The sequence below is a fragment of the Mesorhizobium prunaredense genome, assembly GCF_900156895.1.
GTDB lineage: Bacteria > Pseudomonadota > Alphaproteobacteria > Rhizobiales > Rhizobiaceae > Mesorhizobium > Mesorhizobium prunaredense.
Window position 1 is genome coordinate 284,192 of record NZ_FTPD01000056.1, and the last position, 24,188, is coordinate 308,379.

Genomic DNA, 24,188 nt, shown 5'->3' on the forward strand with positions numbered 1-24,188 from the left:
CCGGCTAACCACAGATTGCTCCAGAGCTATTCGAAGGAATAGGTGAAACCTCCTTCGGAGGCTCCGACCGTCACCTTCGTCATCTTTTCGCCCTCGAGCGACCGGTTCAGCACGCCGCGGCTCAATTCCGGCAGAAGCGTGTTTGTCAAAATGGCGTCGATCATTCGCCCGCCGGATTCGATCTCGGTGCAGCGGGCTTTGACCAGATCCATGACACCGTCACCGATCACCAACTCGGCATCGTTGCTCGAGCGCAGGCGGCGGGCGATCTTGGCGAACTGATGGCGGGTGATCGCTTCGATCATCATGTCCGAGAGCGGGTAGTAAGGGATGGTCACCACCCGGCCAAGAAAGGCCGCTGGGAAAACCTTCAGCAACGGGGCGCGCAATGCCGTGTCGAGATCATCGAGCCCCGCCCGTACCGTGCCGCTTCTGGTCCGGTCCATGATGACTTCGGAGCCAACGTTCGAGGTGAGCAGGATCAGCGTGTTCTTGAAATCGATCCGCCGGCCTTCACTGTCGTCCATCATTCCCTTGTCGAAGACCTGGAAGAAGATCTCATGCACGTCCGGGTGCGCCTTCTCGACCTCGTCAAGCAGGATCACCGAATAGGGCTTGCGCCGAACCGCCTCGGTGAGGATGCCGCCCTTGCCGTAGCCGACATATCCGGGTGGTGCGCCCTTCAAGGTAGAGACCGTATGCGCCTCCTGGAACTCGGACATATTGATCGAAATGAGGTTCTGCTCGCCGCCATAGAGCGTCTCGGCCAGGGCCAGCGCGGTTTCGGTCTTGCCGACGCCCGAGGGACCGCAGAGCAGAAAAACCCCCACCGGCTTTTCGGGCGCGCCGAGCCCGGCGCGGCTGGTCTGCACGCGCTTGGCAATCATTTCCATGGCGTGATCCTGACCGACCACGCGCTCGGACAGTGTGACGGCGAGCCGCAGCGCCTTTTCGGTCTGGCTCGACAGCATCCGGCCAGTCGGGATGCCGGTCCAGTCCTGCACCACCGCCGCCACGGCGTTGCGGTCGACCGACGGCAGGATCAGCGGCGTCTCGCCCTGCGCTTCTGTCAGTTCGGCCATCAGCTCGCGCAGCCGCGCGAGATCGGCAGCCGGATCGGGTGGAGAAGGATCGGCAGTAATCGTTGCTGCCGCATCGGATTCAGACGCATCGGTTTCAGGCGCATCGGTTTCAGGCGCTTTGACCTCGGGGGCATCGGCGCCTGCGGTTTCGGCGACCGCCCCCGAAGGCTCCACGGCGTCGAGCGGCACACCCTCGCCGCGCAGCCTGGCGCGCAGTTCGAGTATCTCGCCAACCAGCGCCTTTTCCCGATCCCAACGTTGCTGCGCGGCAGCAAGCGTGAGTTCGGTCTCGGCAAGCCCGGTTTCGACCCGAGCCTGCCGGTCGGCCACGTCGATGCCGATCGCTGCCTCGCGGCCGATGATCGCGCGCTCGACCTCCAGCGCCTGGCGGCGGCGCATGATGTCCTCCACCTCCGCCGGGGTGGCATGCTGCGAAATGGCGACACGGGCGCAGGCGGTGTCGAGGAGGCTCACGGCCTTGTCGGGCAGTTGCCGTGCCGGGATGTAGCGGTGGGACAGGCTGACCGCAGCCTCGATCGCCTCATCGAGTATCTGCACCTTGTGATGCTGCTCGAGGACACCGGCGACACCACGCAGCATGAGAACGGCGACCGCTTCCGACGGCTCATCTATCTTGACGACCTGGAAGCGACGGGTAAGCGCCGGGTCCTTCTCGATGTGCTGCTTGTATTCGGCCCACGTCGTTGCTGCGATCGTGCGAAGCTCACCGCGCGCCAGCGCCGGCTTCAGCAGATTGGCCGCATCACCGGTTCCTGCGGCGCCGCCGGCGCCGATCAAGGTGTGCGCTTCGTCGATGAAGAGGATGACCGGCATTTCGGAGGATTGAACCTCGTCAATGACCGCCTTCAGCCGTTTTTCGAATTCACCCTTTACGCTGGCGCCCGCCTGCATCAGGCCGACATCGAGCATGCGCACGCTGACGCCCTGCAGCGTCGGCGGCACGTCGCCCTCGGCAATGCGCAAGGCAAAGCCCTCGACGACCGCGGTTTTGCCGACCCCCGCCTCGCCGGTCAGGATCGGATTGTTTTGCCGGCGCCGCATCAGGATGTCGACGATCTGCCTGATCTCGGGATCGCGCCCGACGACCGGATCGATCTTGCCGTCGCGGGCGCGCTGGGTCAGGTCGGTCGCATATTTGGCCAGCGCCGAATCCCCGCCCGCAGCCCGCCGCGGTATTTCGGCGGCGGCAACCGCAGTCGCGGCGCCGGCTTCGAGTGAACCCTCCATGACGTCGGCGAACCGCGCAATAACGGCCTGCGCATCGATCTTGTCGAATTCGCCGCTGATCTTCGACAGCAGGCCTTCCAGCACCGGCGTCTTCAGGCAGGCGAGCAGAATATGCGCACTGCGGACTTCGTCGACGCTGAATTCCAGCCCCGCCAGGCCCCAGGCCTCCTGGATGGCGTGAAAGATATGATCGGAAAATTCCTCGATTGAAGTGGCGCCATAAGGCAGCTTGTCGACGGCGCGGGTCATATCGGCCGTGAGCCGGCTCGCATCCACCCCGGCGTCTGCCAGTATCAGTTGAACATCCGAGCGCTCGGAAAGCACCAGTTGCTCGACGAAGTGAACGAGCTCGACATAAGGATTGCCGCGCAGTTTGGCGGTGTCTGCCGCAGCCTTGAAGGCGCGCAAACAGACAGGGTTGAGCTTGCCGACCAGTTCCTTGCGTTTGAAGCTCTGCGACGACCGGCGCTGTTCCATCGAACCTGCTCCTCCAATCTGCCAGCCAATAAACTGCCACATAAGCAGCGACTTGACAAAGAGCGTTATGGACGGGGCGACCGGTGCTCGATTCAGTCGACTTCTTCCGTCCCAGCAAAAGCCCACGCCATCGGCTACAAACAGCCATATAATGCCCGCCTCTTTGCGATAGATTCACATACAGGGTTCGACAATCGCGCCACCGATTTCGGGCTCCGGGACCCGGCTTGCAAGCTCCCATTAAGATTGAGCAGCAACTAAATTGTGGTAAAGTGTCGCGGTGTGGTAACGTTGCGTTACGCACGGCACAAGGGCCGTTTGCTGGGGGTTGGTGTGATTGATCTCGCACTCTGGCTGAATCCGCTGGACGGTGAAAATCCGTCAGGGGAAGATTTGCGCAACGATCCAGCCTTTCATGAGCTGGAGCGTCTGACGGAACAGCAGAAAAAGGTCGAGTATCAAGGGAACGCCAAGTTAGAAGTTGCCGTTCCGATCGACTGGTCCACCGCGCTCACCAAGGCCGAAGAGCTGCGTCCACACGGCCGGGACCTGCGCCTCCTCGTCATCGTTACGCGTGCTCTGGCCAACGAGTATCGGCTGGCCGGGCTGGCTGAGGGCCTGACCCTCATAGCGCAGACCTTCGATCAGCACTGGGCAACCATGCACCCGGCCCTGCGGTCCGGTGCTACGCCGCGCGACGCCGCACTGCGCCGCATCAATGCGCTGACTGACCTCCAGAACAGTCAGGATGGCCTGCTCAAGGATTTGCGGAAAATGACGTTTTTCGCGCCGCGTGCAATCGGCCCGATCCTCGGCGAGGATCTGGAGAAGGGCGCGCTCGACGAGCGTGTCATGCTTCAGGAAGCGGCCTCGGGACTGAACGCGACCGAAAAGGCGGCTCTGGCGAGCGCGCACAGCCAATTGGTGAACCGGGTGCGCAGCGCATGCGTCGCACAGATCGATCAGGCCGGCGCGGAGATGACGTCGCTCTTTGCCAATGCGCGCGCCGCGATCGCGGCCCTCGAGGCGGTGGAGACCGCCCTCAATGCCCGCATCGAGGGCAGCGGCGCCACCGTTCCAGAATTAAAGCGGTTTCTGCAGCGTTTGCTGACGACCCTCGAACGAAACTCGGCCGCCGGCGCCACCGCGAATGGCGCCGCAGAGCCTGTTTCGGCGCCTGCAGAACCAGCAACGCCTGTTCGAAACGGTAATGGAGCCGATACGATGGCAAGTATGGCAAGTTACGCGGAACCGAGCACGGGGCTCCCTGATCGGATTTCCTCGCGCGACGACGTCGTGAAATGCCTCGACCTCGTCGTCGCCTTCTATGACCGCACCGAACCGTCGAGCCCGATCCCGCACCTTGCCCGCCGCGTGCGCCGGATGGTGCATATGGATTTTGTTGAACTGATGGAAGATCTCGCGCCGTCGGGGCTGAAGGAATTCCGGCTGCTTGCCGGCGTTCCCGATGCCAAGAAGACGGCTCAGAAGGATGAAAGGTAACAAGCCATGGCAGCCGAAAGTAAAGCGAAGGTCATCGAACGAAATCGCGCACCGCGCGTGCAGATCGCCTATGACGTGGAAACCTACGGCAGCCCGACGACGATCGAATTGCCGTTCGTCATGGGCGTGATGGCCGACCTTTCCGGCGCTTCACAGACCAGGGAAGCGATGAAATCGGTACTGGACCGCTCCTTTGTCGAGACCGACGCCAACCGCTTCCCCCGTTTCATGGAGGCGCTCGGGCCGCGCGTCAAAGCCCGTGTGAAGAATACGCTGCCTCAGGCTGAGGGCGCCGAGCGGGACGAAGAGCTTGCACTCGATCTCACCTTCACCAAAATGGGCGATTTCGCCCCGGACAAGATCGCCGAGCAAGTCCCGCAATTGGCCGAGATCCTCAAGATGCGTCGTCAGCTCGAGGAGCTGCTCGGTTTCATGGACGGCCGTGTCGACGCCGAAAAGCGCATCGCGCAACTTCTGAACAACGAGCCGCTTCTCGGCAAGATCGCCAACCAGGCATTATCCGACGACGACAAGGTTCAGGAGTAAATCATGGCCGAACAACAAAAAACCGCAGCCGTCGCCGCTGAGGCGGAAGCCATCGATCTCGGAGAATTCAGTGGGCTCCTCGAGAAGGATTTCAAGGTCAAGAAGGACGACAGCGAGAAGCTGCAGCAACTCGTCCGTAATCTCGCGCTGGCGGCGCAGTCCCGCTCCGATACCACGACCATCTCGTCCAACGCGATCAAGTCGATCAAGTCGCTGATATCAGGCATCGACAAGATGCTGACTACCCAGGTGAACGAGATTCTGCATGCGCCGGAAGTGCGCGAAATGGAAGGCACATGGCGCGGCCTCTGGTATCTCGTCAACAACACCGAGACGGATCAGAAGCTGAAGATCCGGGTGATGAACATTTCCAAGGTTCAGCTTGCCGACACGCTTGAAGACTACGAAGGCCAGATGTGGGATCAAAGCCCGATCTTCAAGAAGGTCTATACGGACGAGTATTCGATGCTGGGTGGCGAGCCGATCGGCTGCCTGATCGGCGCCTACGAATTCTCGAACCATCCGCGTGACGTCGGCCTGTTGCGCAACATCTCGGGCATCTGTGCCTCCGCGCATACGCCGTTCATCGCAGCCGCCGACCCGCGGCTGTTCCGCATGGACAGCTGGCAGGAACTGCCGAACCCGCAGGACCTGCAGATGATCGTCTCGAACCCGGCCTATGCCTCGTGGCAATCGCTGCGCGAGAGCGAGGATGCGCGCTACATCGGCCTGACTATGCCACGTGTTCTGGCGCGACTGCCGTATGGCTCGGAAACCGTTCCGGTGAAGGGCTTCACCTTCGAGGAGGAGGTCCACGGCGACCACAACAAATATGTCTGGATGAACGCCGCCTTCCCGATGGGCGTCAACATAAACCGCAGTCACAAGCTCTATGGCTGGGGCACGCAGATCCGCGGCGTCGAGAACGGCGGCACGGTGATCAACCTGCCGGTGCACTCCTTCCCCACCGACGACGGATCGATCGCGATGAAATGCCCGACGGAAGTTGCCATCGACGACCGGCGCGAGGCAGAACTGGCCAAGCTCGGCCTGATGCCCATCCTGCACCGCAAGAACACCGATCTCGCAGCCTTTATCGGTGCGCATTCGCTGCAGGACGACGAGACACGTGCCGGGCGGCTGGTCGATCCCGACGCCCAGTCAAATGAACGGCTGAGCGCCAACCTGCCCTATCTTTTCCCGGTTTCGCGCTTTGCGCACTACCTCAAGGCCATTGCGCGCGACAAGATCGGATCGTTCAAGGAACGCTCCGATATGCAGATCTGGTTGACCGAGTGGATCAACCGATACGTGCTGGCCAACCCGGCCTTTGCCGACGACAAGGCGCGCGCCAAGCGCCCGCTTGCTGCCGCGGAGGTCCAGGTCGACAGCGTGGAGGGGCGGCCGGGCTATTATAATGCCCGCTTCTATCTGCGCCCGCACTACCAGCTGGAAGGCATCAACGCCTCGCTCCGGTTGGTGTCGGAACTCCCGTCCGTAAAGACTTGATTCGCAGCAACCACACCTTGTTCTGTTTAAAAGCGGTGGAGAAAGACAATGCCAGTCAAAATTGATGGTTTTCTAAAGGTTCCGGATATCAAAGGTCCAAGCGTTCGAGACGGCCACGAGGATGAAATCGAAGTCCATGGGGTCGATTACAAGATAATCGCGCCGTACGATCCGAATTCACTCTCACGCCGCGGTCGTGTGTCCCTGGGGATGATCAAGTTCACCAAGCACTATGACAAGTCCTCGCCCTATCTGAAAAAGGCGCTGTTCGACAACAAGGCGCTGGACGAAGTTGTGTTCTCCGCCCGCCGGACCATCGATGGGGAGACCAGCGATTACCTGGTCGTTACCCTGACCGACGCCTCGATCATGGAATACGACATGTCGCAGGCCGAGGACGAGGAAGACCTGATCGAGGAGGAGGTCAGCTTCGCCTACAAGAAGATCAAGTTCGTCTATGACAAGGATGACGAAATCGAAATGGATGTCTATGTCGGCAAGTGAGGCGCGGCGGCCCGGCGCGGACAAGCTACAGGTTACCGGCAGTTCGCGAGCGAAACGCGAAGCGGTCCAGCCCTCGCTTTGGGACCGCCTCGTCAACGACCTGCCGGGCGTGACCTCCGAGATAGACGGGCTGCGCCAGACCTTACAGGACGAGCTTGGCGCGGAACGGCTGGATACCCTGCTTGCGAGCAGCACGCGGCTTATCGATGCCGACGCGGAGCTGACATCCGATCAGAAGCGGCGTCTGCACCGCCTGGCCTTTCAGACCCAAAACCGCGCAGAGATCGAAAGCCGCGGCGTGGTCGTGTCGGCCCGCGTCCTCAGGGAGGCGGTGCGGCGCGACATCGAGGCCTTGTTCAACACCGAGCGTTTCGAAGCTGTTCCGCTTCTTTCCGATTTCGAAAGCGAACAGGCCGCAGACAATCCGCCGTCGCTGGCCGATTTTCCGGAGGTGCGCCGAAGTGTGGTCAACTACGGCGTGCCTTCCTTTTCGGGCCGTTCGTCCCGCGACTTTGATCGCGAGACCCTGGCGCGCGAGATCCGCTCGGTCCTTGCCACGTTCGAGCCCCGTCTCAAGGAAAGCGCAACAAAGGTAACGGTGACCCTTGGTGACAAAAGTGTGGGCCTGAAGATCGAGATAGACGCCGTGCTGATCATGACGCCGACGCCGGAACGCATGCGCCTGCGCACCACGATCAATCTCGATAACGGCTTGGCGCGGACCGAATTCAGGGAAAGCTGAGATGGATCGGGTCTTCGTAGAATATTACGAGGAGGAACTGACCCATATCCGCGGACTCGCGGCGGAATTTGCCGACATGCATCCGGCGGTGGCGCGCAATCTTTCGCTGGATACGGTCCCCTGCCCGGATCCGTATGTCGAGCGGCTGCTTGACGGCGTCGCTTTCCTCGCTGCGCGCACCCGGTTGAAAGTCGATGCCGAGCGTTCGCGGTTTTCCCGCAGCGTCCTGGATGTCCTCTATCCCGATCTGGTTACGCCGGCGCCGGCAACGGCGATGGCAGTGCTGAAACCCGGCCAGCAGGTCCAGTCGATGATTGCCGGCCATGTCGTCAAGCGGAACACCCGGCTGGTGTCCAGTCTGCAACCCGGCCTGTCGACGCGCTGCACATTCACCACCGCGCAGGAAACGACGCTATGGCCGATAACGATCACGTCGGTCAGCTATTTCCAGGATCGCAGCGGGTTGGCGGCGGCCGGCATAACACCAATCGGCGGTGTCGGCGGCGAGGCGGCGCTGCGTATCACGCTGGGTCGGGCCGGAAAAGGCAAGCTCAACGAATTGGCGCTCGACCGGCTTGATTTCTATTTTGCCGGACGCACCAAGGCGCCATTGCTGTTCGACGCGATTTTCGGCGCCTGCTCGGCCGTTGGTGCCCGCGCCGAGGGCAAGGCCAATCCGCTATCGCCGTTGCCGGAACCCGAAATGGTCGGCATCAGCGACGACGAGGCGTTGATGCCTCGTACCCGTCCGACATTCGAAGGGTACCGTCTGCTGCGCGAATATTTCATGATGCCCGAGCGCTTTCACTACGTGCGGGTTTCAGGACTGCAATCGGTCGTGCGCCGATGCGAGGCCGGGGTCGAGATCATCTTCATGTTCCGGCGTCCGGTACCCGAACTTGCCGATGTGACGCCGGCGGATTTCGAACTCTTTGCGACGCCGATCATCAACCTCTTCGAGCGTGACTGCAACGTCATAGAGCTTGATCCGCGCAGAACGCGGCAAGTGCTGCATGCCGACCGCACGCGGGCGCGGGACTTCGAGATATATCGGGTGACCCACGTCGAGGACGCCGACGCCGAGGGCCCCGACGCCGAAATTCCGGAGCTCTTCAGCCTGGGGCAAAACCGCAGCAATGGCTGGGTCTATTCCACCGAACGGCGGCCTCGCCGGGCCACCGAAGATGAACGGCGCGACGGGTTGACCCGCACCTCATACACCGGAGACGACGTTTTCCTATCGGTTTCACGGCCGGCCGGAAGCCCGGCGAACCGGCCGCTGAAGCGTGTCGACATCATGGCGCTTTGCACCAACCGCGATCTGCCGATCCTCGACGACAACCCTACCTTGACGCTGGAGACAGGCGATCCGGTCGAAATGGTCCGGCTTCTCGGTGCGTTGCGCTCGCCCCAGCCGGCTATCCCGGCCGCGCTGCCCGCGGGCGCCGAAGGCGAATCCCGAGCCGACAATCTCGCCTGGCGGCTGGTGGCGCAGTTGGCACTCAACTTTCTCAGCCTTGCCAAGGAAGGCCGCGGTATCGATCCGCTGCATGCGCTGCTCGATCTTTATGCCGACCGGGGAGATCCGAGCCTCGCCCGCAATGTGCACTCGATCGTTCGCATCGACTCGCGGTCCGTCATCGAACGGCTGCAGATCGATGGGCCGATGTGCTTCGGACGGGGCACGGAAGTGACGCTGCATGTGGACCAGTCGGTCCTGGCTGGGCAAAGCACATTGCTGCTTTCAGCCTTGCTTGCACGGTTGTTTGCCCGTCACGCCGGAATAAACGGCTTTGTGCGGACCCGCACGCGGCTGCTGCAGAAGCAGGAGGATGTGCCATGGCCGATGACGCCCGGCAATCGCTACCTGATCTAGACAAATTCGACCTGGACCGGGTCGAAGAGCTGGATGATACATTCGATTTTTTCGAACTGTTGCGCCGGCTCGAACGCAGGGGCGGGCTGTTCGGCTATTCCGGCCACGCGGATCGCGAGCCGGCAAGGCTCGGGCAGCATGTGCGTCTTAGCTTTTCCGCCAAGGACGTGGTTGCGTTCCGCCAAGCGAAGGACAAGACGCCGGCCCGGGTTACCGTTGCAAATCTCGGGCTGATGGGACCGGAAGGCCCGATGCCGCTTCATTTGACACGTTGGGTGCTCGATCGTCTGTCGCAGCGCTGGTTCACCGGCGCTGACGCACGGCAGACCAGCGACACGACGTTCGTGGACTTCGTCAATATTCTCCAGCACCGCATGATCGCCCTGTACTATCGGGCCTGGGCCGACGCGCATCCGGCGGTACAGGTCGAACGTGCGGTCGGCGGCCGGGTAAGAGCCATGCTTGAAGCCATGGCGGGAATCGGACTTCCCGGCACCCACAATCCCGATCTCGACGCCGTGAAGCTTCGCCAGGCGGCGTCGCTCGCCAGCCAGGTCGACGGTCCGGAGCGGCTGACGCTGTTCCTGGTGGAAGCGTTCAAGGTGCCGGTCCAGATCAAGGAGTTCGTTGCCACCTGGATGACCATACCGGCGACGCTCCAGACCCGCCTTGCCCAAGCTTACGCAGTGCTGGGTCGCGGGGCGACGATCGGCCCGCGCGTTTTCAGCCGCCAAAGCAGGATCGAGCTCCGCGTCGGCCCACTCGGCTATGAGGAGTTCAAGACGTTCCTGCCGGGCGGCCAACGCCTGAAAATGTTCAAGCAGGCGGTTCGCGACATGGTCGGGGAATCGCTGGACGTCGATCTGCGGATCGTGCTCGCGCGTGAAGCAGTGCCGCCGCCGCGTATCGGAGCGGTACAGCTCGGCCGAACCACCTGGCTTGCGCGGCCCATCGAAAGGGGCGATGCTGACGATATGCGGCTGCGGACAATCGTCGGATGGCGGCCGGAAATGGCGGAGGTCGCGGCATGAGTCTGCTGCTGACGCTGGAGCACGGGCCACGCACCCAGGCGGTACGGCAGACCCGGCTGGACGAGGGTGAACTGGTGATCGGCCGTAGCGCGGACGCGGACTGGCAGATCGACGATCCCGACATGTTCGTTTCACGCGCCCATTGCAGGATCACCGGCGGGCCGGATGGGTATTTCGTCACCGACACATCAAGCAGCGGTTTGTTCATAAACGATTCCGACAGCCCGCTCGGCACCGGCACGTCGGTCCGTCTTCAGAACGGCATGCGGCTGAGGCTGGGCGACTACATCGTAGGCGTCGATCTGCAGACGCCGGTCGCTCATACACCAGCGGCCAGCCAATCGTTCGCCGAACCGCCACCGCCGGCATCGCGAGCGCCGGTAAGCATCGGCCGCGATGACTTCTTTTCAGCCACGGTCGAAGAAGAGCCGCGCCGACCGCGTCCCGCCGATCTGCCGAACCCGTTCGAGCAACCCGTTCCAGGAGCGTTCGAGCGCGCCAACCAGCGCAGTTCGCCTGCCTTCGACGACCCGTTCAGCCTCGACCCGGTATCGACGCCGGCGCCGAATGGCGCTGGCTATTCCGAGCCACGTGGTGCGCCGGACGCCGCAGACCCATTCAGCTTCGATCCGATGCCTTCCGGTGCAAGCGAGCCCGTTCCAGGCCAGCCCGTTTCAAGAAAGTCCTCCGAATTCGATGACGGTTTCGGTTTCGGGCCGGCCGCGTCGCCCGATTTGAGAAACGGCGCCGGCTCGGCCGGTCAACGCAAACACGTCGTCGGAGAGCCACAGCCGGCCAATCCCTGGGATTTGCCTGGCCCCGCGGCAGCTATCCCTTCTCCGCCACGTGCTGGCGTTGCCCCCAGACCCGCGCCCTCCCCGGCGGCGGCGCCGGCGAACATGGCCTTTCGCACCGCGTTCCTGCGAGGCATGGGCATAGAGGAAGCCGAGTTTCCCGGTCGCGACAGCGTCGCGGAAATGGAGAAGTTCGGTCGCGAGTATCGGCTCATGATGGAAGGCCTGATGCAGCTGCTGCGCAAGCGAGCTGAGGAAAAAGGAAACGCGCGCGTCGCCCAGACGGTGGTTGGGGCCTCTGAAGTCAATCCGCTCAAGTTTCTGCCGACGGTCGACGACGCCATCGTGACCCTCATCGCGGAGCGCAGCCCCGGATTTCTGGCCGGTGAAGCGGCAATCGCCGACGCGGTCCGCGATCTCGCGCAACATCACGTGCGCGCCTGGCGAGGCGTGCAATCCGCCTTGCGGCGAATGATCGACCGTTTTGACCCGGCAGTGATCGAGGAAGAGCTCAAATCGAGTTCCGCGATCGGCACCCTGCTTTCGGGCGGGCGCCGCGCCAAGCTGTGGGAGCTTTATCAGAAACGCCATCGTGAAATCGCCCAGAGTGCGGAATCGAGCTTCCTCGGCGAAATCGGCGCTGATTTTCGGGATGCATATGAGGAGGAGTGAAACATGATCGATCGCCGCGAATTTATCGTTGCCCTGGGCGCAACCGGGCTGCTTGCTGCTTGCCAGAGCGGTCCGCCAAAACCATCCGCGGTGACCGTCAACCTGACCGGCGCGGCCGGCATGAACCCGGGACCAGGCGGCGGCGACCGGCCGGTGACGGTCCTCGTGATGCGGCTGCGCAGCACCGGTAAATTCAATTCGGCCGATTATTTCGCGCTGCAGGGGGATGCCGGCTCCGCACTCGCAGGCGATCTCATCGGATCCGACCAGATCTCCGTCGGGCCTGGAAAGACCGCATCCAAAACCATCACGGTCGAGCCGGACGCGGCTGCGCTGGGCTTCGTTGCCCTGGTTCGCGAGCCCGGCGGCCGGAACTGGCGTACAACCAAGTCGGTGTCGTCGGGATCAAAAGTTACCGTCAACGTCACGCTTGGCAGCGGCGGCATTTCCGCCTAGCGGCCAGGGCAAGGGGTGCTCGATGCAGGAAGTAGCGGCATGAGCGATGCAAACAGGGTGCTGTGGTCCGAAGGCCTGTTTCTCCGGACCCAGCATTTTCAGCAGCAGGATCGCTTTTTCGAGGCGACGGTGCGCGGCGCGTTGCAGGCCGGGCAGTTGCATACGTTCGGCTTTCAGCAGCTGACGCTGGACCAGGCGATGCTCGATGCCGGCCAGGTCTCGATCCTGTCGGCACGGGGCATCTTTCCGGATGGAACCCCCTTCTCCATCCCTGACCTGATGGACGCGCCGCGACCGCTGCCGGTCACCGCCGATACCGGCGCCGGATCGGTGCTGGTCGCCCTGCCGCTCGAGCCTGCCGGCGGTGTCGGCTTCGATCCGGCGCACGCCGCATCGACAGGCGCACGCTATCATGGGCGGATCGTTTCGGTGCGTGACGCCGTCCAGGGCGGTTCGGATCCTGAAGAAATCGAAATCGCCCGCCCGCAGGCGCTGCTGATTGCACCGGGAAAATCGGTTGGCGGCTACACCGCCCTGCCGATAGCCGACATCAAAGGGGTTCGAGCCGACGGCGGCGTCTCGCTGGACGAGACGTTCCTGCCGCCGACACTGGTTACCGGGGCGGTGGCCTGGTACCGGCAGTTGCTTCTGGAAGTTGTCACCGGCCTCGACCAGATCGCCGAGGCGCATGGCAAGATGGTCATGGGCGGGCCAGGGCGCAGCGTCGAAGACCTGTTGATGCTCAATCTCGCCAATGCGGCGCGTCCGCGACTGGCGCACATGCTGGCTCAGGATGTTTTCCATCCGGCCGAGCTTTACCTGGAGCTTGCCGGTCTTGCCGGTTCAATGGCGACGTATGGCTCGAGCGCGCGTCGGCTGAGCGAGTTGCCCGCCTACGATCACATGGCGCCCGGCCCCGCCTATTCGGCGCTGGCCGACGCCTTGCGCTCGCTCATCCTGAGCCTGCGTTACATCGAGCCTAAATCACGCGCACTGCCGGTCATGCGGCATTCGACCAATGTCTGGAAAATCCGCATCGATAACCCGAAGCTGCTGGTGGCCAGCCGGATCGTCATCCGGGTCGGCTCCGAGCTGTCGGAAGATGCCTTGCGCAAGATTTTCGTCAACCAGGCGACCGTCGGTTCGGCCGATCAGTTCGAGGGCCTGTGGAAATCCCGTCTACCCGGCATTCCACTGAAGCCGCTTCATTCCCAGCCGCGCGAAATCCCCTATGATGGCGATCGGCTGTGCCTTGAGCTGGACCAGAAAAGCGAGCACTGGGCCTCGCTGCTCGATGCCCCCGGCTTCGTCATCGGCGTGTCGGGTGTGCTGCCGAGCGAGCCGCAGGTCGACTGCTATTCGGTAAACAGGTGAGATGATGAGCCGGGATGATCCTTTCGGACTGTCGGAGGATCGCGAACGCACTCGCATACGACTGACCGGCGCGCCGATGCCGCGACCGATGACGCCACTGTTGTCGGGTGTGCCAATCAAACGCTCGCGCACGCATCCGAACACGCTGGTCAACGCATTCGCGCCCCTGCTTGAGTTCGCGCCCGAGCTTGAAAGCGCGCTGCCGCCGGAAAATCCGGAAGCGTTGCGCACCCGGTTGCTCGATGAGCTGGTTCGGGCACGTGACGCGGCAATGGCGGCGGGTTCCTCCCTGGAGCGCGCCGACCAGGCAGCCTGGGTGGTGGCGGCATTGCTCGATGACCTGGCCCTGAACACGCCATGGGGCGGCGCCAGCGCATGGCCGCGCCAGCCGCTTGTGGTGATGCTGCGAGGCGATGTCGATGCCGGCACGCAGTTCTTCACCCGTCTCGACGAACTGGAGCGGCATCCGAACCGGGATCGCGAATTGCTCGAACTGCAATATCATTGCCTGGCGCTCGGCTTCCGCGGCAAATATCGTGTTCCAGGCCGGTCGGGCGACCGCTCGCTCAATGCCGTTCGCGTTGCTGCAGCGCGCTTTCTGCGCGATGCCGATGCCGACGGCGCGCCGCTGTCGCCGAACTGGAAAGGTGTGATCGCATCCGACGAGCCGCAGCGCTTCATCGTGCCGATCTGGGTGATGGGGCTCGGCGCCGCGGTTCTCGCCACTGCAATCTATCTCGGCCTGTCGATGGGACTGAGCAGTCAGGCGGTCGAGCTTTCGACGCTGGTTCGTGCTTTGCCGCCGCCGGCCCGCGGCGAGATCAGCCGGACATCGCCACAGGCCGACGCGCCGCCGCCGGAGGCAGTGGACTTCGCGCTGGTGCCGGAGTTCCAGGCCGGAGCGCCGGACAACCTCAGGGCCGCGCTCAGCGGCACCGAGAGCGTTTCGCTGGCCAGGCTGATCATCCAGGCCTCCAATCCCGAATTGTTCCAGTCGTCGCGGCCGACACTGACGGAAGGTTTCGAACCGCTGATCGGCTCAATCGCCAGAGTGATCCTCGCCAATCAGGAACTGATCGGAAACATCACCGTGGTCGGCCATACCGACAGTATTCCCTTGCAACGGTCCAATCCGCTTTCCACCAACCAGCGGCTGTCGGAAGCGCGCGCAGCAACCATTACCGAGATGCTGGTCCAGAACGGTGTGCCGCAGGACCGCATTCGCTTCGAAGGACGTGCAGCTACCGATCCAGTGGCCGACGACAGCACCCGCGCGGGACGGGCCTTGAACCGCCGCGTCGAGGTGCTGGTCGAAAAGAGGCTGTGAGATGTTCATCCTGCGCTTCCTCTGGGCGGTTCTGACATCGCGCTGGCTGTGGACGCTGATCGGCATCACGCTGCTTTCCCTGGTCATCTGGGTGTTCGGCCCGATCGTCAGGGTCGGTGCTTACGAACCCTTCGCCTCGGAAAATGTCCGCATCGTCATCATTGCGCTGCTGGTCATCTTCTGGCTGATCTGGCTGATCGTCGCGCAGCGCCGGGCGATCCGGGCCAACCGCATGTTCGTCGCCGAAATCGCTGCGCCCGTGGTGGAAAAACCGCTGAGCCCCGGCGAAGAGAACGTCGCCGCCGTCGGCGCCAAGTTCGCCGAGGTGATGGTCGAATTGAAGCGCCGCAAACTGGGCGGTCGCAAGTTCCTGCGCGAGATGCCCTGGTACGTGATCGTCGGGCCGCCGGCCACCGGCAAGACCACGGCCTTGCGCCAGTCCGGCCTGAACTTTCCGATCGATCTCACCGACGATCTGCAGGGGGTAGGCGGCACGCGCAACTGCGACTGGTTTTTCTCCGAAAACGCGGTTCTGATCGACACGGCGGGCCGCTACGTACAGCAGGAGAGCCAGCCGGACGTCGATGCGACGGAATGGCTGGGCTTCCTCGACCTCTTGAAAAAGCATCGCGGCCGCCGGGCGCTGAACGGCGTGATCGTCGCGCTGTCGATCGATGCGCTTTCAGAGGGCGACGAAGCCATCAAGGCGCATGGCCGCAAGATCCGTCGGCGCCTGGCAGAACTCAACGACCGGCTCGAAATCCGCCTTCCAGTCTATCTGATGCTGACCAAGGCCGATCTGATCAAGGGTTTCGAGGCTTTCTTCGGCGGCCTGTCGACGGCCTCGCGCGAGCAGGTCTGGGGGACGACCTTCGCGCTGGATGCGCGTGTCGACGCAAAGACCATTGAACGGGAAATCGCCACCCTTGCGACGGAACTCGAGCGGCGGCTGGTGCCGCGCCTGGAGGACGAGGACAAACTCGCCGCCCGCGCCGAGATTTTCAGGTTTCCCGCCCAGCTGACGAGCTTGTCCGAGCCGATCCAGGTGCTGGTCGAGGCGATGTTCGGCGAAAGCCGCTACGAAGAAGCCGCCTGGCTGCGCGGCCTCTATCTGACGTCGGCGACCCAGGAAGGGGCGCCCATCGACCGGCTGACCGCGGCGCTGTCGTCATCCTTCGGTCTTCCGCCGCGACGGGCGATGCCGGCGCCGCGCGTGGAAAAACGCAGCTTCTTCCTGAAGAACCTGCTAACCGAGGTCATTTTCAGGGAAGCCGGCCTGGGGACGTTCGATCCGCTGGCGCAGCGCCGCCGCGCCTGGATCTGGCGTGGCGCCGCGGCCGCCTGTGCCGCCGCCGCCCTGCTGGCCGGTGCGATGTTCACCTGGTCCTACTATGACAACCGCAATGCGATCGCAGCGCAAGCGGGCCAGTTCGAAGCGCTGCAGGCGCCGCTGACCGCGGCAGCCGCGAGCCCGGCATCGGTGGAGCAGCCCGCCATCGACAGCGCGCTCAATGCGATGGCCGAGGTCGCCAATGCCCGTACCGCACCGCCGAGCAGTGCCCAGGACCTGCTGGGGCCATCGGCATCTGCAGAGCTGCTGCGGGCGCAGGCCGACACTTACGAGCACGCTTTGCGCAACGTCCTCGAGCCGCACATGGTCGCCCTGCTCGAGGCGACCATGTGGCGGCAGATCCGCGATCCGGATTTCATGCTTGGGGCGCTGAAAACCTATCGCATGATGACGGGCCTGTCGCAGATGGACGCCGATTTCGTCCAGAACTGGTGGGTCAACGACTTGCCGGAATTCGCACCGGCGGCGCCCTTTCCGACTGCCGACGCGGAAGAGCACCAGCTTGCCGCGATCCGCCGCATGGCGGTCGACGACAGCTACATCGCCGCGGATCAGGCGCTGGTTGCCGAGGCGCTGAAAACGGTTTGCACGATTTCGCTGCCGGCGCGTGCCTACAGGCAGTTGCTGGCCGACCCGGCGGTGGCCGACCTCAAGGAATGGATCCCGGCGAATTTCGCCGGCCCCAACGGCGCCAAGGTTTTTGCACGGCGTTCCGACAAGACGCTGCGCGTCGGCATTTCAGGCGCGTTCACCTATTCCGGCTTCCACGATGCCATTCTCGAACGGGTCGAGGACGTCGCCGCCCAGGCCGCACTCGATCGGGCGGTTTTTGCCGGAGGCTGTTCGGAAAATTCCGAAACCTCGGTCTCGGCGCTGTCCGAGGATATTCTAAAACTCTATTACGAAGACTACATCGCGCAATGGGACAGCATCCTGCGCGATATCAGGCTCGCGCCGTTGGCCGACCTGAATGTCGCCAGCGAGAACCTCAAGGACCTTTCGAGTGCCGACTCGGCGCTGAAGCGCCTGCTTACAGCGGTGGTTCAGGAGACCGAGCTGACCCGATCCGATGAAGCGCCGGCCGCCGACAACAAGGCGGCAGCCAAGGGCACCTCGAAACTGCTCAGCAAGCTGGGGAAGCTGGGAAAGATCGTAAAGACAGGGGCAAAACTGCTGCCGCGCGCAGGCTCCGCCAACGAGGTGGACCTTACCGGCAGTCTGGTGGCCGAACATTTCAAGCCGCTCAAGGGGGCGATCGCCGAGGTCGACGGCCAGCCGCCGGCACTCGATGCCGCGGTGGTGGCGCTGACCGCACTTTCGAACGTGCTGCAGACGGTCACGGCCAATCCCGACCCGCAGGACGCCATCAAGAAGCAGGGCGGGCTGGCCGAACTGACGGGAGCGGTGGCCAGGCAAGCGCAGATCCTGCCCGATCCGGTCGACGACTGGCTCGGCGGCATCGCCGGCGACACCAGCGGCCTGACACAGAAGGCGGTCACCTCGGAACTCAACGCCATCTGGCGCGCCGACATCCTGCCGTTCTGCCAGGCGGCGCTGAACGACCGCTATCCGTTCAGCCCCGAAAGCGCGGTCGACGTCAATGTCCGCGATTTCGCTCGCCTGTTCGGGCCGGCCGGGATGATCGACAGCTTCATCAACGACCATTTGATCAGCTATGTCGACACCGCCAGCCAGCCATGGAAATGGCGCGCCGATTTCGGCCTCGATGCGGCGGCTCTGGCGGCGTTCGAGCAGGCCAGGCGGATCCGCGACGATCTGTTTCCAGGCGGTACCGGCCCGGTGATGAGTTTTACGCTGCAACCGACGGACCTGTCGCCCAATGTGACGCGCGTGACGCTCAATCTCGATGGCCAGAACCTCGTCTATTACAACAACGCGACGCGGCCGCAACCGATGACCTGGCCCGGCAAGGACGGCACCGGCGTCATCTCGCTCGCCTTCCAGCCGATCGACGGCTCGCCCGAAGTCATGTTGAACGAAACCGGCAGCTGGGCGTGGCTGAGGCTGCTGCGCAGCGGCCGCTTCACCGGCACTTCGCTGTCCGACGTCTACAGCCTGCGACTGGGCACGCAAGGCATGTACGCCGATTTCGAGCTCAAGGCGGCAAGCGTCGAGAACCCCTACAATTTGCAGATGTTCAAGAAATTCTCATGTCCGCCGCAGATATGATCCGGCCCGGCTTTTACGGCAAAATGCCTGCCACCGGCGATTTCGTCACGCGGCGGCTGCCGGGAGATTTTGTGCGCATATGGGACCGCTGGCTGGCGCAGCACATCGTGCCGCTGATCGGCTCGGAAACCTGGCCGCGCACCACCGCGCTGCGCTTTTTAGCCGGTCCGGCTTCTTTCGGCGCATCGGCAGGCATTATTCTGCAAAGCGCCGACAGGGTCGGCAGGCTGTTCCCTTTGAGCGTCGTCGTTCAGCTTGCTGACGCTTCCATTCAACTGGCTCGCGCCGATGCGTGGTTTGCCGGGATTGAAGAGGCTGCCTTCGCCGCCCAGAGGGGCGAGCTGACGCCCGACGAACTGGATGCCGCTTTGGCCACACTGCCGGTGCCGCCTGTCGAGGCGGGCGAAGAGATCATCAGCGACATGGTGATGTGGACTGCGCACTCCGACATTTTCGATGTTGATCCGCCGTCGCCGCAAGCGACGCTGGAGCAGATCTTTGTGGCCAGCTGGGAGACCAGCTGATGCAGATCTGGAACCAGATGGGCTATCCGCACCAATTCACCATGGGCACGGACAAGGCCGGCCATGAGTGGATCGTCGTGGTGGTAAAAGGTACATTCGACTTTCCCACGACACCCGGCGGACCGGTGCGCAAATCTGCCGAGCAGGTGCCACTCGTCTTTGCCGACACCCAGACGGGCGAGCCCGGCTATTCGGCCACGCTGTGGGAAACCGATTTCGCCTTCCGCAAGCCGCGCTGCGACGTTGTCGCCAATGGCTGTGCATACGCACCAAACGGCAGACCGGCCGAGCGTGTGCCGGTCGGTATCAAAGTAGGCAACTGGTCAAAACTGTTCGAGGTCGTCGGCCACCGCGAATGGCGCTCCATCGGCCCGGTCTTTACCGCCACGTCGCCGCAGCCCTTCCTGAAATTACCCATCTCCTATGACGTTGCCTGGGGTGGCGTCGACAGGCTGGACCCGGAGGACAAGCTCCCCGCCAGCTACAAATACAACCCGGTCGGAACCGGCTGGTCGCGGACCAAGAACCAGCGCCTCATTCCCGGCCTGCGGCTGCCGAATACGCAAGCTGTCGGCGAAGAAATCCGCTCTCCGTTCGGCGACTACAAGCCGATGAGTTTCGGGCCGACGGGGCGTGGCTGGCCGGGACGCATCGAATATGGCGGCACCTATGACCAGAACTGGATCGACAATATTTTTCCGTTCCTGCCGCCGGATTTCGATGAACGCTATTTCCAGATGGCGCCGCCGGACCAGCAGATCGACCATCCAAGGGGCGGAGAGGACGTGCAGTTGATCAACCTGACGGTGGCTGGAAAAGAAAGCTTCCGCCTGCCCAACACAGCGCTGCCGCTGACGCTGTTCAAAGCTCGCGAAAAAGCGTTCGAGGGCGAGCTTCTGCCAGATACGGTGTTGTTCGATCCGGAGAAGCGACGGCTTTCGCTGGTCTGGCGGGTGCAGCGGCGCCTCCAGCGCACAATCCTCGATTTTTCGGAATGCTGGATCGGTCCGCCGACACGCGGCATGCTGCGCGCCTATGCCAAGCGCAAACGTTACATCCGCAAGTTCAACACTCCGCTTCGCTATGAAGAGGACGAAGCCGCATGAACGCTGACCTCGACATCGTCTCGGCGGGCATGGTAACGGCAGTCGGCCTAGACACGCCCTCGAGCTGCGCCGCGATGCGCGCCCGTCTTGACGGTTTCCAGGAGACGCGCTTTCTTGGCGCCGCCGGCGAGTGGCTGATCGGTGCGCCCGTCCCGCTGCCGCGCAACTGGATGGGCGCAAAGCGCCTTGCCCATATGGCCGCCGCAGCCATTGTCGAAGCGTTCGAAGCGATGCCCGAGGCCCGGGGCAGCACGGCCCTCGTTCTTTGCCTGGCTGAGGAGGATCGCCCCGGGCGTCCGGCGCCTGACAGCCGACACCTGCTTACTCACATCGAGCAAATCACAGAATTCGCCGGTCCCATTGCCTCCCGCGTCGTCGCCTATGGCCGCCCATCAGGCCACGTTGCCTTAGACGCGGCCCGTCGCCTGCTCGCCTCCAATGCGGCTCCTTTTGTGATAATTGTCGCGGTGGACAGCTATCTGACCTCCCAAACTATCAACCATTATCTCGCCCGGCAGCGGTTGCTCACACCCCGGAACTCGAACGGATTCATTCCGGGAGAGGCCGCTGCTGCGATTCTCTGCGCGCGCAGGGGCGGCACCATGCACCTCACGGGGCTCGGTCTGGCACGGGAGAAAGCTCATATTTACAACGAGATGGATATTCCTTTCCGAGGGGAAGCGATGGCAACGGCCTACAAGGAAGCATTTGCCGGTTCAGGGCGCCTCCATTCAGATATCACTCTCAAGATTGGAGATCTCGTCGGCGAAGCGTATTGGTTCCAGCAGTCCGCCCTCGCCATGCTGCGAACTCAGCGCGAGCACTCGGAGGTGCGGCCAATATGGGCGTTGGGCGCGAGCTTGGGGAATATCGGGGCGGCCGCTGTACCGGTCATGCTGGGCTGGGCGCTGTCGGCGATACAACGTGGCTACGCGCCATCGGGACCGATCCTGATCGAAGCCTCGGGCGATGACGGCGCATGCGGCGCGGCCGTGGTGGAGGCAAGATGACTGTCTTCGCAAACGGGCGAGAAATCTCGGCAGAGGCGCAAGGATGCAAGGTCATTGCAGACTTTCCCGACACATGTTTCACCCCGCCCGAGAATCCGGCAACCCCGCCAGGCGTACCCGTCCCGTACCCTGATTTCGGCTTCGACTCCGATCTGACGTCAGGTAGCGGAACCGTGAAGATCGGCAACAAGCCTATCAGCCAAGAAAATAGCAGCTACTACAAGAAATGTAGTGGCGATGAGGCTGGGGCGGCGGCAAAAAAAGGGCTGATCACTTCAACAAATACGGGCAAGGTTTACGCTCACGGCTGGTCGTCGGACGTCAAGGTCGAGAGCAAGGGCGTCGTTCGACTCGGCGACATGGCCACCAGCAATCACGGAACCGATCCCGGCGATACGCCTCCAATGGTGATCGTCGGAAAGCCGGCATTCGGAATTCCTGGCGATGCAGACTGCATGGTCGGCAGCTTCGAGGACATCCACGACAAGTGTAACCAAAAAAAGGACCCTACTGATCCATTGGCTAAGCCGGGGACAAATGGTGTAGCGTACCAAGCTCACCATATCGTCCCAGACCGCTGTTTTCGCGTCAATAGTGAGGATCGAATGGGGAACCCACCGTTTCCCAGCCGGGACCAAGGCATTTGCATCTGCATCCCGCGCGTGAACCACTCGGCCGCTCGACCGCCGACCGGCGAGGACGTTACTGTGCACCATCACCTGGACAATGCTTTGACCGAACTCGGCGAGCAAGTCGCAACAAGAGCCAACCCACGCGGCGTCGAGAAGGTAGATAAAATAAGAAACCAATGTTTGGATGCTCTTGCTGAGCTGGTCGATGATCCTGTGTCCGCCGACTGCTTCGAAGTGGCATCTGAAAAGGTGACCGAGCAAACAGAGGCAATCAAGGACAAGTATGCTCGTGCGGAGAAGAGTTCCAGCAATATGAGTTCCGCCGCCAAGGGCGTGCTGAACAGGCAGCATTTGCCCGCATAAGATCGATGCCAAGGGAGTATTGAACAACCAATGAGGCGAAAACCAGAGATAACAGGAGGTGTCGTGAGCGTGGACAGGACCCTTTACATCCTGTTCAAAGCGACGCCGGGAGAAGACGATGACCGGCTCGTCGCCTCCGGCCGCGTTGCCGATGATTCAGTTGTGCTTCGGCGTCGGGAGGAGGTTGCGGACCTGATCTCTTTCACAGCCTTGCAACCGCCCTTCAAGGCCCAAGCCGTTGGACTGACTGGAGAGGGGGAGGTGGCATATTTTTCCGAAGCCGTCAGTCAACGTGAGCAGATACCCGGAGCTGGATTCGCCTCCAAAGGTGCGATGAAGTTCGGCCGCATGACAAAAATACTGCAGATCGGCAATCGACTATTGGCGCTCGGCTATGGGGGGCAAGTCTACATGCGGACGCCGTCGGAGGGCTGGAGGTTTCTCGCGGGCCCGAAAGGCAGCGATGATGGGTCAACGAACCTGGTCTACTTCTGCGCCGTCGAACACAAAGGCCGACTATATTTTGGCGGAACGGAGACGAAGCGATTCAAGAGTACAGCAGAGATTGATGCTGCGAGCCAAGCCGGCGATGGCCGACGTCTCGCGCGCGCGATCTTGGCGGCGAAGGTTCCGGATAAAGCTGTGGTTTGGGCATACGACGGTTCGTGGAGCCAAGCGGACTTTGATCATCCTGGAACTGTCGTCGAGATGCTGGAGGCAGGCAGATCCATCGAGATTTTCACAACCAATGGACGGATTGTCTCGACACCCGATTTCCAGGAATTCAGCGACGTATTCGCATTCGGCAAGAAGAAGTCGTTCTGGGACATCAAAAGAACAGAACAAGGGAACCTTGTGTACTTCGACGGCACACTTTTCCGGTGGACCGGCGTGATGGAGCCGTTCGAACCGTCGCTGCCTAGCGTCGACGAAAGTTTCATAAACGTCTCGAGCTATGCCGGATTGCTGGTGGCGTTCGCCCCGCATCAAATCTACAAGCTGGATGGAGACGATTGGGTCGAGGTTACCTACACTTTGTCGTAAGTGGCAGAGGGAAGGCCGCACAAACGTTCTTCAGATACCACCCACTGGCAACTTGGCAGTCAGGTATTTGCGCACTTGTTCGAGGTTCAACTGCTTGAGAGGAAGAGGACTAGTCGCTTCCAGCATCCGGATCACAAAAAGTTCCCCTGCTTCGGAAAACTCATCGAAACGCTCCTTTGCGATACGCTTGCCGTCGACACCCGCAATACGCAGCCCAAGCAAATGTGCCTCCAGTCGCTCTATGAGCCGCTCCACGCGCTCCTCGTCGACCTCGGGGTTTTCGCCGGGATGGAGTAGATGGTGGTCGTAGACTGTCCAGAGGAAAGCCGCCATTTCCGCGTGCTGACGTACAATGTGTTCGAGAATAGGCGGCCTTGGCATCAGTTCAGATTCACCGAGCCGCCACGGATGCGGTTGGAGGCGCTGGCGTGGCTGACCAGATTGGTGCCCCGTATGGTGAGATGGCCATCCTTTTCCATAATGATGACCGACTTGCCGCACCTCAGCTCAAGCCGCTCGCTCGAACTGATCTTCACCGTTTCACCGTCGCGCACCACATGACTGTCGCTCCGGCGGCTGTTTGCCTGTCGTTTTGCGGGATCGACAATTCGCCCAACGATTAGCGGCTTACGCGGATTGGCGTTTTCGAACAACAGCGCCACTTCCATCCCGATCATGTCAGACGACAGTTCGGTCAGACTATTTGCCGGCAAGGCTGCTTCTACTGGATTGCCGGGAAATACCACGAGCGGTATGCCTTGGTCGAACCCAAGCAGCAGACCAATCACCACTCCATTGATCCGTTCGTCGATGTCGTTCATGGGCGC

At 62.4% G+C, this 24,188-nt stretch carries 20 protein-coding genes; 17 read left to right on the top strand and 3 right to left on the bottom strand.

From position 1 onward, the window contains the following. Positions 1-26: 26 nt before the first annotated feature. Positions 27-2,807, bottom strand: a complete 2,781-nt coding sequence (gene tssH, locus BQ8794_RS28915; RefSeq protein WP_077382156.1) for a type VI secretion system ATPase TssH — start codon at positions 2,805-2,807, stop codon at positions 27-29. 333 nt (positions 2,808-3,140) lie between these two features. Between tssH and tssA the strand changes: the two genes are divergently transcribed. The 17 genes from tssA to BQ8794_RS29000 all read left to right on the top strand — a co-directional run bounded on the left by tssA (position 3,141) and on the right by BQ8794_RS29000 (position 23,361). Next, positions 3,141-4,310: a type VI secretion system protein TssA gene (tssA, locus tag BQ8794_RS28920; RefSeq protein ID WP_077382159.1), complete on the top strand. Its 1,170-nt coding sequence runs from the start codon at positions 3,141-3,143 to the stop codon at positions 4,308-4,310. A 6-nt stretch (positions 4,311-4,316) separates the two neighbouring features. Beyond that, positions 4,317-4,856, top strand: coding sequence for a type VI secretion system contractile sheath small subunit (gene tssB / locus BQ8794_RS28925; protein ID WP_023801313.1), 540 nt, complete (start codon positions 4,317-4,319; stop codon positions 4,854-4,856). A 3-nt stretch (positions 4,857-4,859) separates the two neighbouring features. Next, complete coding sequence (gene tssC / locus BQ8794_RS28930) at positions 4,860-6,365, top strand: type VI secretion system contractile sheath large subunit (protein ID WP_077382162.1); 1,506 nt, start codon at positions 4,860-4,862, stop codon at positions 6,363-6,365. A 48-nt stretch (positions 6,366-6,413) separates the two neighbouring features. Beyond that, positions 6,414-6,869 carry an Hcp family type VI secretion system effector gene (locus BQ8794_RS28935; RefSeq protein WP_023801311.1) on the top strand — a complete coding sequence of 152 codons (456 nt, stop codon included), beginning with the start codon at positions 6,414-6,416 and terminating at the stop codon, positions 6,867-6,869. Beyond that, on the top strand, positions 6,856-7,611 hold the full coding sequence (gene tssE / locus BQ8794_RS28940; protein WP_077382165.1) for a type VI secretion system baseplate subunit TssE: 756 nt from the start codon (positions 6,856-6,858) through the stop codon (positions 7,609-7,611). The genes BQ8794_RS28935 and tssE overlap by 14 nt, the downstream gene beginning before the upstream one ends. Position 7,612: 1 nt before the next feature. After that, positions 7,613-9,487 carry a type VI secretion system baseplate subunit TssF gene (tssF, locus tag BQ8794_RS28945; RefSeq protein ID WP_077382168.1) on the top strand — a complete coding sequence of 625 codons (1,875 nt, stop codon included), beginning with the start codon at positions 7,613-7,615 and terminating at the stop codon, positions 9,485-9,487. Further along, entirely contained in the window at positions 9,451-10,518 is a 1,068-nt protein-coding gene (gene tssG / locus BQ8794_RS28950; RefSeq protein WP_077382170.1) for a type VI secretion system baseplate subunit TssG, read from the top strand. Before tssF ends, tssG begins: the two co-directional genes overlap by 37 nt. Next, a complete protein-coding gene (tagH, locus tag BQ8794_RS28955; protein ID WP_077382279.1) occupies positions 10,515-11,984 on the top strand; it encodes a type VI secretion system-associated FHA domain protein TagH in 1,470 nt (489 codons plus the stop codon). Before tssG ends, tagH begins: the two co-directional genes overlap by 4 nt. Before the next feature lie 3 nt (positions 11,985-11,987). After that, positions 11,988-12,440, top strand: coding sequence for a type VI secretion system lipoprotein TssJ (tssJ, locus tag BQ8794_RS28960; RefSeq protein ID WP_077382172.1), 453 nt, complete (start codon positions 11,988-11,990; stop codon positions 12,438-12,440). A gap of 39 nt (positions 12,441-12,479) precedes the next feature. Beyond that, positions 12,480-13,814, top strand: coding sequence for a type VI secretion system baseplate subunit TssK (gene tssK, locus BQ8794_RS28965; protein ID WP_077382175.1), 1,335 nt, complete (start codon positions 12,480-12,482; stop codon positions 13,812-13,814). Between the two features lie 4 nt (positions 13,815-13,818). Then, positions 13,819-15,141 (top strand): type IVB secretion system protein IcmH/DotU, encoded by a 1,323-nt coding sequence (gene icmH, locus BQ8794_RS28970; protein WP_077382282.1) that lies wholly within the window; start codon positions 13,819-13,821, stop codon positions 15,139-15,141. Position 15,142: 1 nt separating this feature from the next. After that, positions 15,143-18,682, top strand: a complete 3,540-nt coding sequence (gene tssM, locus BQ8794_RS28975; protein WP_077382178.1) for a type VI secretion system membrane subunit TssM — start codon at positions 15,143-15,145, stop codon at positions 18,680-18,682. After that, positions 18,679-19,206 (top strand): type VI secretion system-associated protein TagF, encoded by a 528-nt coding sequence (gene tagF / locus BQ8794_RS28980; protein WP_077382181.1) that lies wholly within the window; start codon positions 18,679-18,681, stop codon positions 19,204-19,206. The genes tssM and tagF overlap by 4 nt, the downstream gene beginning before the upstream one ends. Beyond that, positions 19,206-20,312, top strand: coding sequence for a DUF2169 family type VI secretion system accessory protein (locus BQ8794_RS28985; RefSeq protein WP_077382184.1), 1,107 nt, complete (start codon positions 19,206-19,208; stop codon positions 20,310-20,312). The genes tagF and BQ8794_RS28985 overlap by 1 nt, the downstream gene beginning before the upstream one ends. Next, entirely contained in the window at positions 20,309-21,322 is a 1,014-nt protein-coding gene (locus BQ8794_RS28990) for a 3-oxoacyl-ACP synthase (protein WP_077382187.1), read from the top strand. The genes BQ8794_RS28985 and BQ8794_RS28990 overlap by 4 nt, the downstream gene beginning before the upstream one ends. Then, positions 21,319-22,317 carry a DUF4150 domain-containing protein gene (locus tag BQ8794_RS28995; protein ID WP_077382191.1) on the top strand — a complete coding sequence of 333 codons (999 nt, stop codon included), beginning with the start codon at positions 21,319-21,321 and terminating at the stop codon, positions 22,315-22,317. Before BQ8794_RS28990 ends, BQ8794_RS28995 begins: the two co-directional genes overlap by 4 nt. A gap of 63 nt (positions 22,318-22,380) precedes the next feature. Beyond that, on the top strand, positions 22,381-23,361 hold the full coding sequence (locus BQ8794_RS29000) for a hypothetical protein (RefSeq protein ID WP_143744740.1): 981 nt from the start codon (positions 22,381-22,383) through the stop codon (positions 23,359-23,361). A 30-nt stretch (positions 23,362-23,391) separates the two neighbouring features. Here the strand turns inward: BQ8794_RS29000 and BQ8794_RS29005 are convergent, their stop codons facing one another. Both BQ8794_RS29005 and BQ8794_RS29010 read right to left on the bottom strand, forming a co-directional pair. Continuing rightward, a complete protein-coding gene (locus BQ8794_RS29005; protein WP_077382197.1) occupies positions 23,392-23,742 on the bottom strand; it encodes a hypothetical protein in 351 nt (116 codons plus the stop codon). Continuing rightward, complete coding sequence (locus tag BQ8794_RS29010) at positions 23,742-24,182, bottom strand: DUF6484 domain-containing protein (RefSeq protein ID WP_077382200.1); 441 nt, start codon at positions 24,180-24,182, stop codon at positions 23,742-23,744. Before BQ8794_RS29010 ends, BQ8794_RS29005 begins: the two co-directional genes overlap by 1 nt. Positions 24,183-24,188: the final 6 nt, after the last annotated feature.

Excerpts from the sequence above, each read along its gene's own strand:
- tssH (WP_077382156.1), bottom strand. The coding sequence starts at position 2,807 with ATGGAACAGCGCCGGTCGTCGCAGAGCTTCAAACGCAAGGAACTGGTC.
- tssB (WP_023801313.1), top strand. The coding sequence starts at position 4,317 with ATGGCAGCCGAAAGTAAAGCGAAGGTCATCGAACGAAATCGCGCACCG.
- tssC (WP_077382162.1), top strand. The coding sequence starts at position 4,860 with ATGGCCGAACAACAAAAAACCGCAGCCGTCGCCGCTGAGGCGGAAGCC.
- BQ8794_RS28935 (WP_023801311.1), top strand. The coding sequence starts at position 6,414 with ATGCCAGTCAAAATTGATGGTTTTCTAAAGGTTCCGGATATCAAAGGT.
- tssE (WP_077382165.1), top strand. The coding sequence starts at position 6,856 with ATGTCGGCAAGTGAGGCGCGGCGGCCCGGCGCGGACAAGCTACAGGTT.
- tssF (WP_077382168.1), top strand. The coding sequence starts at position 7,613 with ATGGATCGGGTCTTCGTAGAATATTACGAGGAGGAACTGACCCATATC.
- tssG (WP_077382170.1), top strand. The coding sequence starts at position 9,451 with ATGGCCGATGACGCCCGGCAATCGCTACCTGATCTAGACAAATTCGAC.
- tagH (WP_077382279.1), top strand. The coding sequence starts at position 10,515 with ATGAGTCTGCTGCTGACGCTGGAGCACGGGCCACGCACCCAGGCGGTA.
- tssJ (WP_077382172.1), top strand. The coding sequence starts at position 11,988 with ATGATCGATCGCCGCGAATTTATCGTTGCCCTGGGCGCAACCGGGCTG.
- tssK (WP_077382175.1), top strand. The coding sequence starts at position 12,480 with ATGAGCGATGCAAACAGGGTGCTGTGGTCCGAAGGCCTGTTTCTCCGG.
- icmH (WP_077382282.1), top strand. The coding sequence starts at position 13,819 with ATGAGCCGGGATGATCCTTTCGGACTGTCGGAGGATCGCGAACGCACT.
- tssM (WP_077382178.1), top strand. The coding sequence starts at position 15,143 with ATGTTCATCCTGCGCTTCCTCTGGGCGGTTCTGACATCGCGCTGGCTG.
- tagF (WP_077382181.1), top strand. The coding sequence starts at position 18,679 with ATGATCCGGCCCGGCTTTTACGGCAAAATGCCTGCCACCGGCGATTTC.
- BQ8794_RS28985 (WP_077382184.1), top strand. The coding sequence starts at position 19,206 with ATGCAGATCTGGAACCAGATGGGCTATCCGCACCAATTCACCATGGGC.
- BQ8794_RS28990 (WP_077382187.1), top strand. The coding sequence starts at position 20,309 with ATGAACGCTGACCTCGACATCGTCTCGGCGGGCATGGTAACGGCAGTC.
- BQ8794_RS28995 (WP_077382191.1), top strand. The coding sequence starts at position 21,319 with ATGACTGTCTTCGCAAACGGGCGAGAAATCTCGGCAGAGGCGCAAGGA.
- BQ8794_RS29005 (WP_077382197.1), bottom strand. The coding sequence starts at position 23,742 with ATGCCAAGGCCGCCTATTCTCGAACACATTGTACGTCAGCACGCGGAA.
- BQ8794_RS29010 (WP_077382200.1), bottom strand. The coding sequence starts at position 24,182 with ATGAACGACATCGACGAACGGATCAATGGAGTGGTGATTGGTCTGCTG.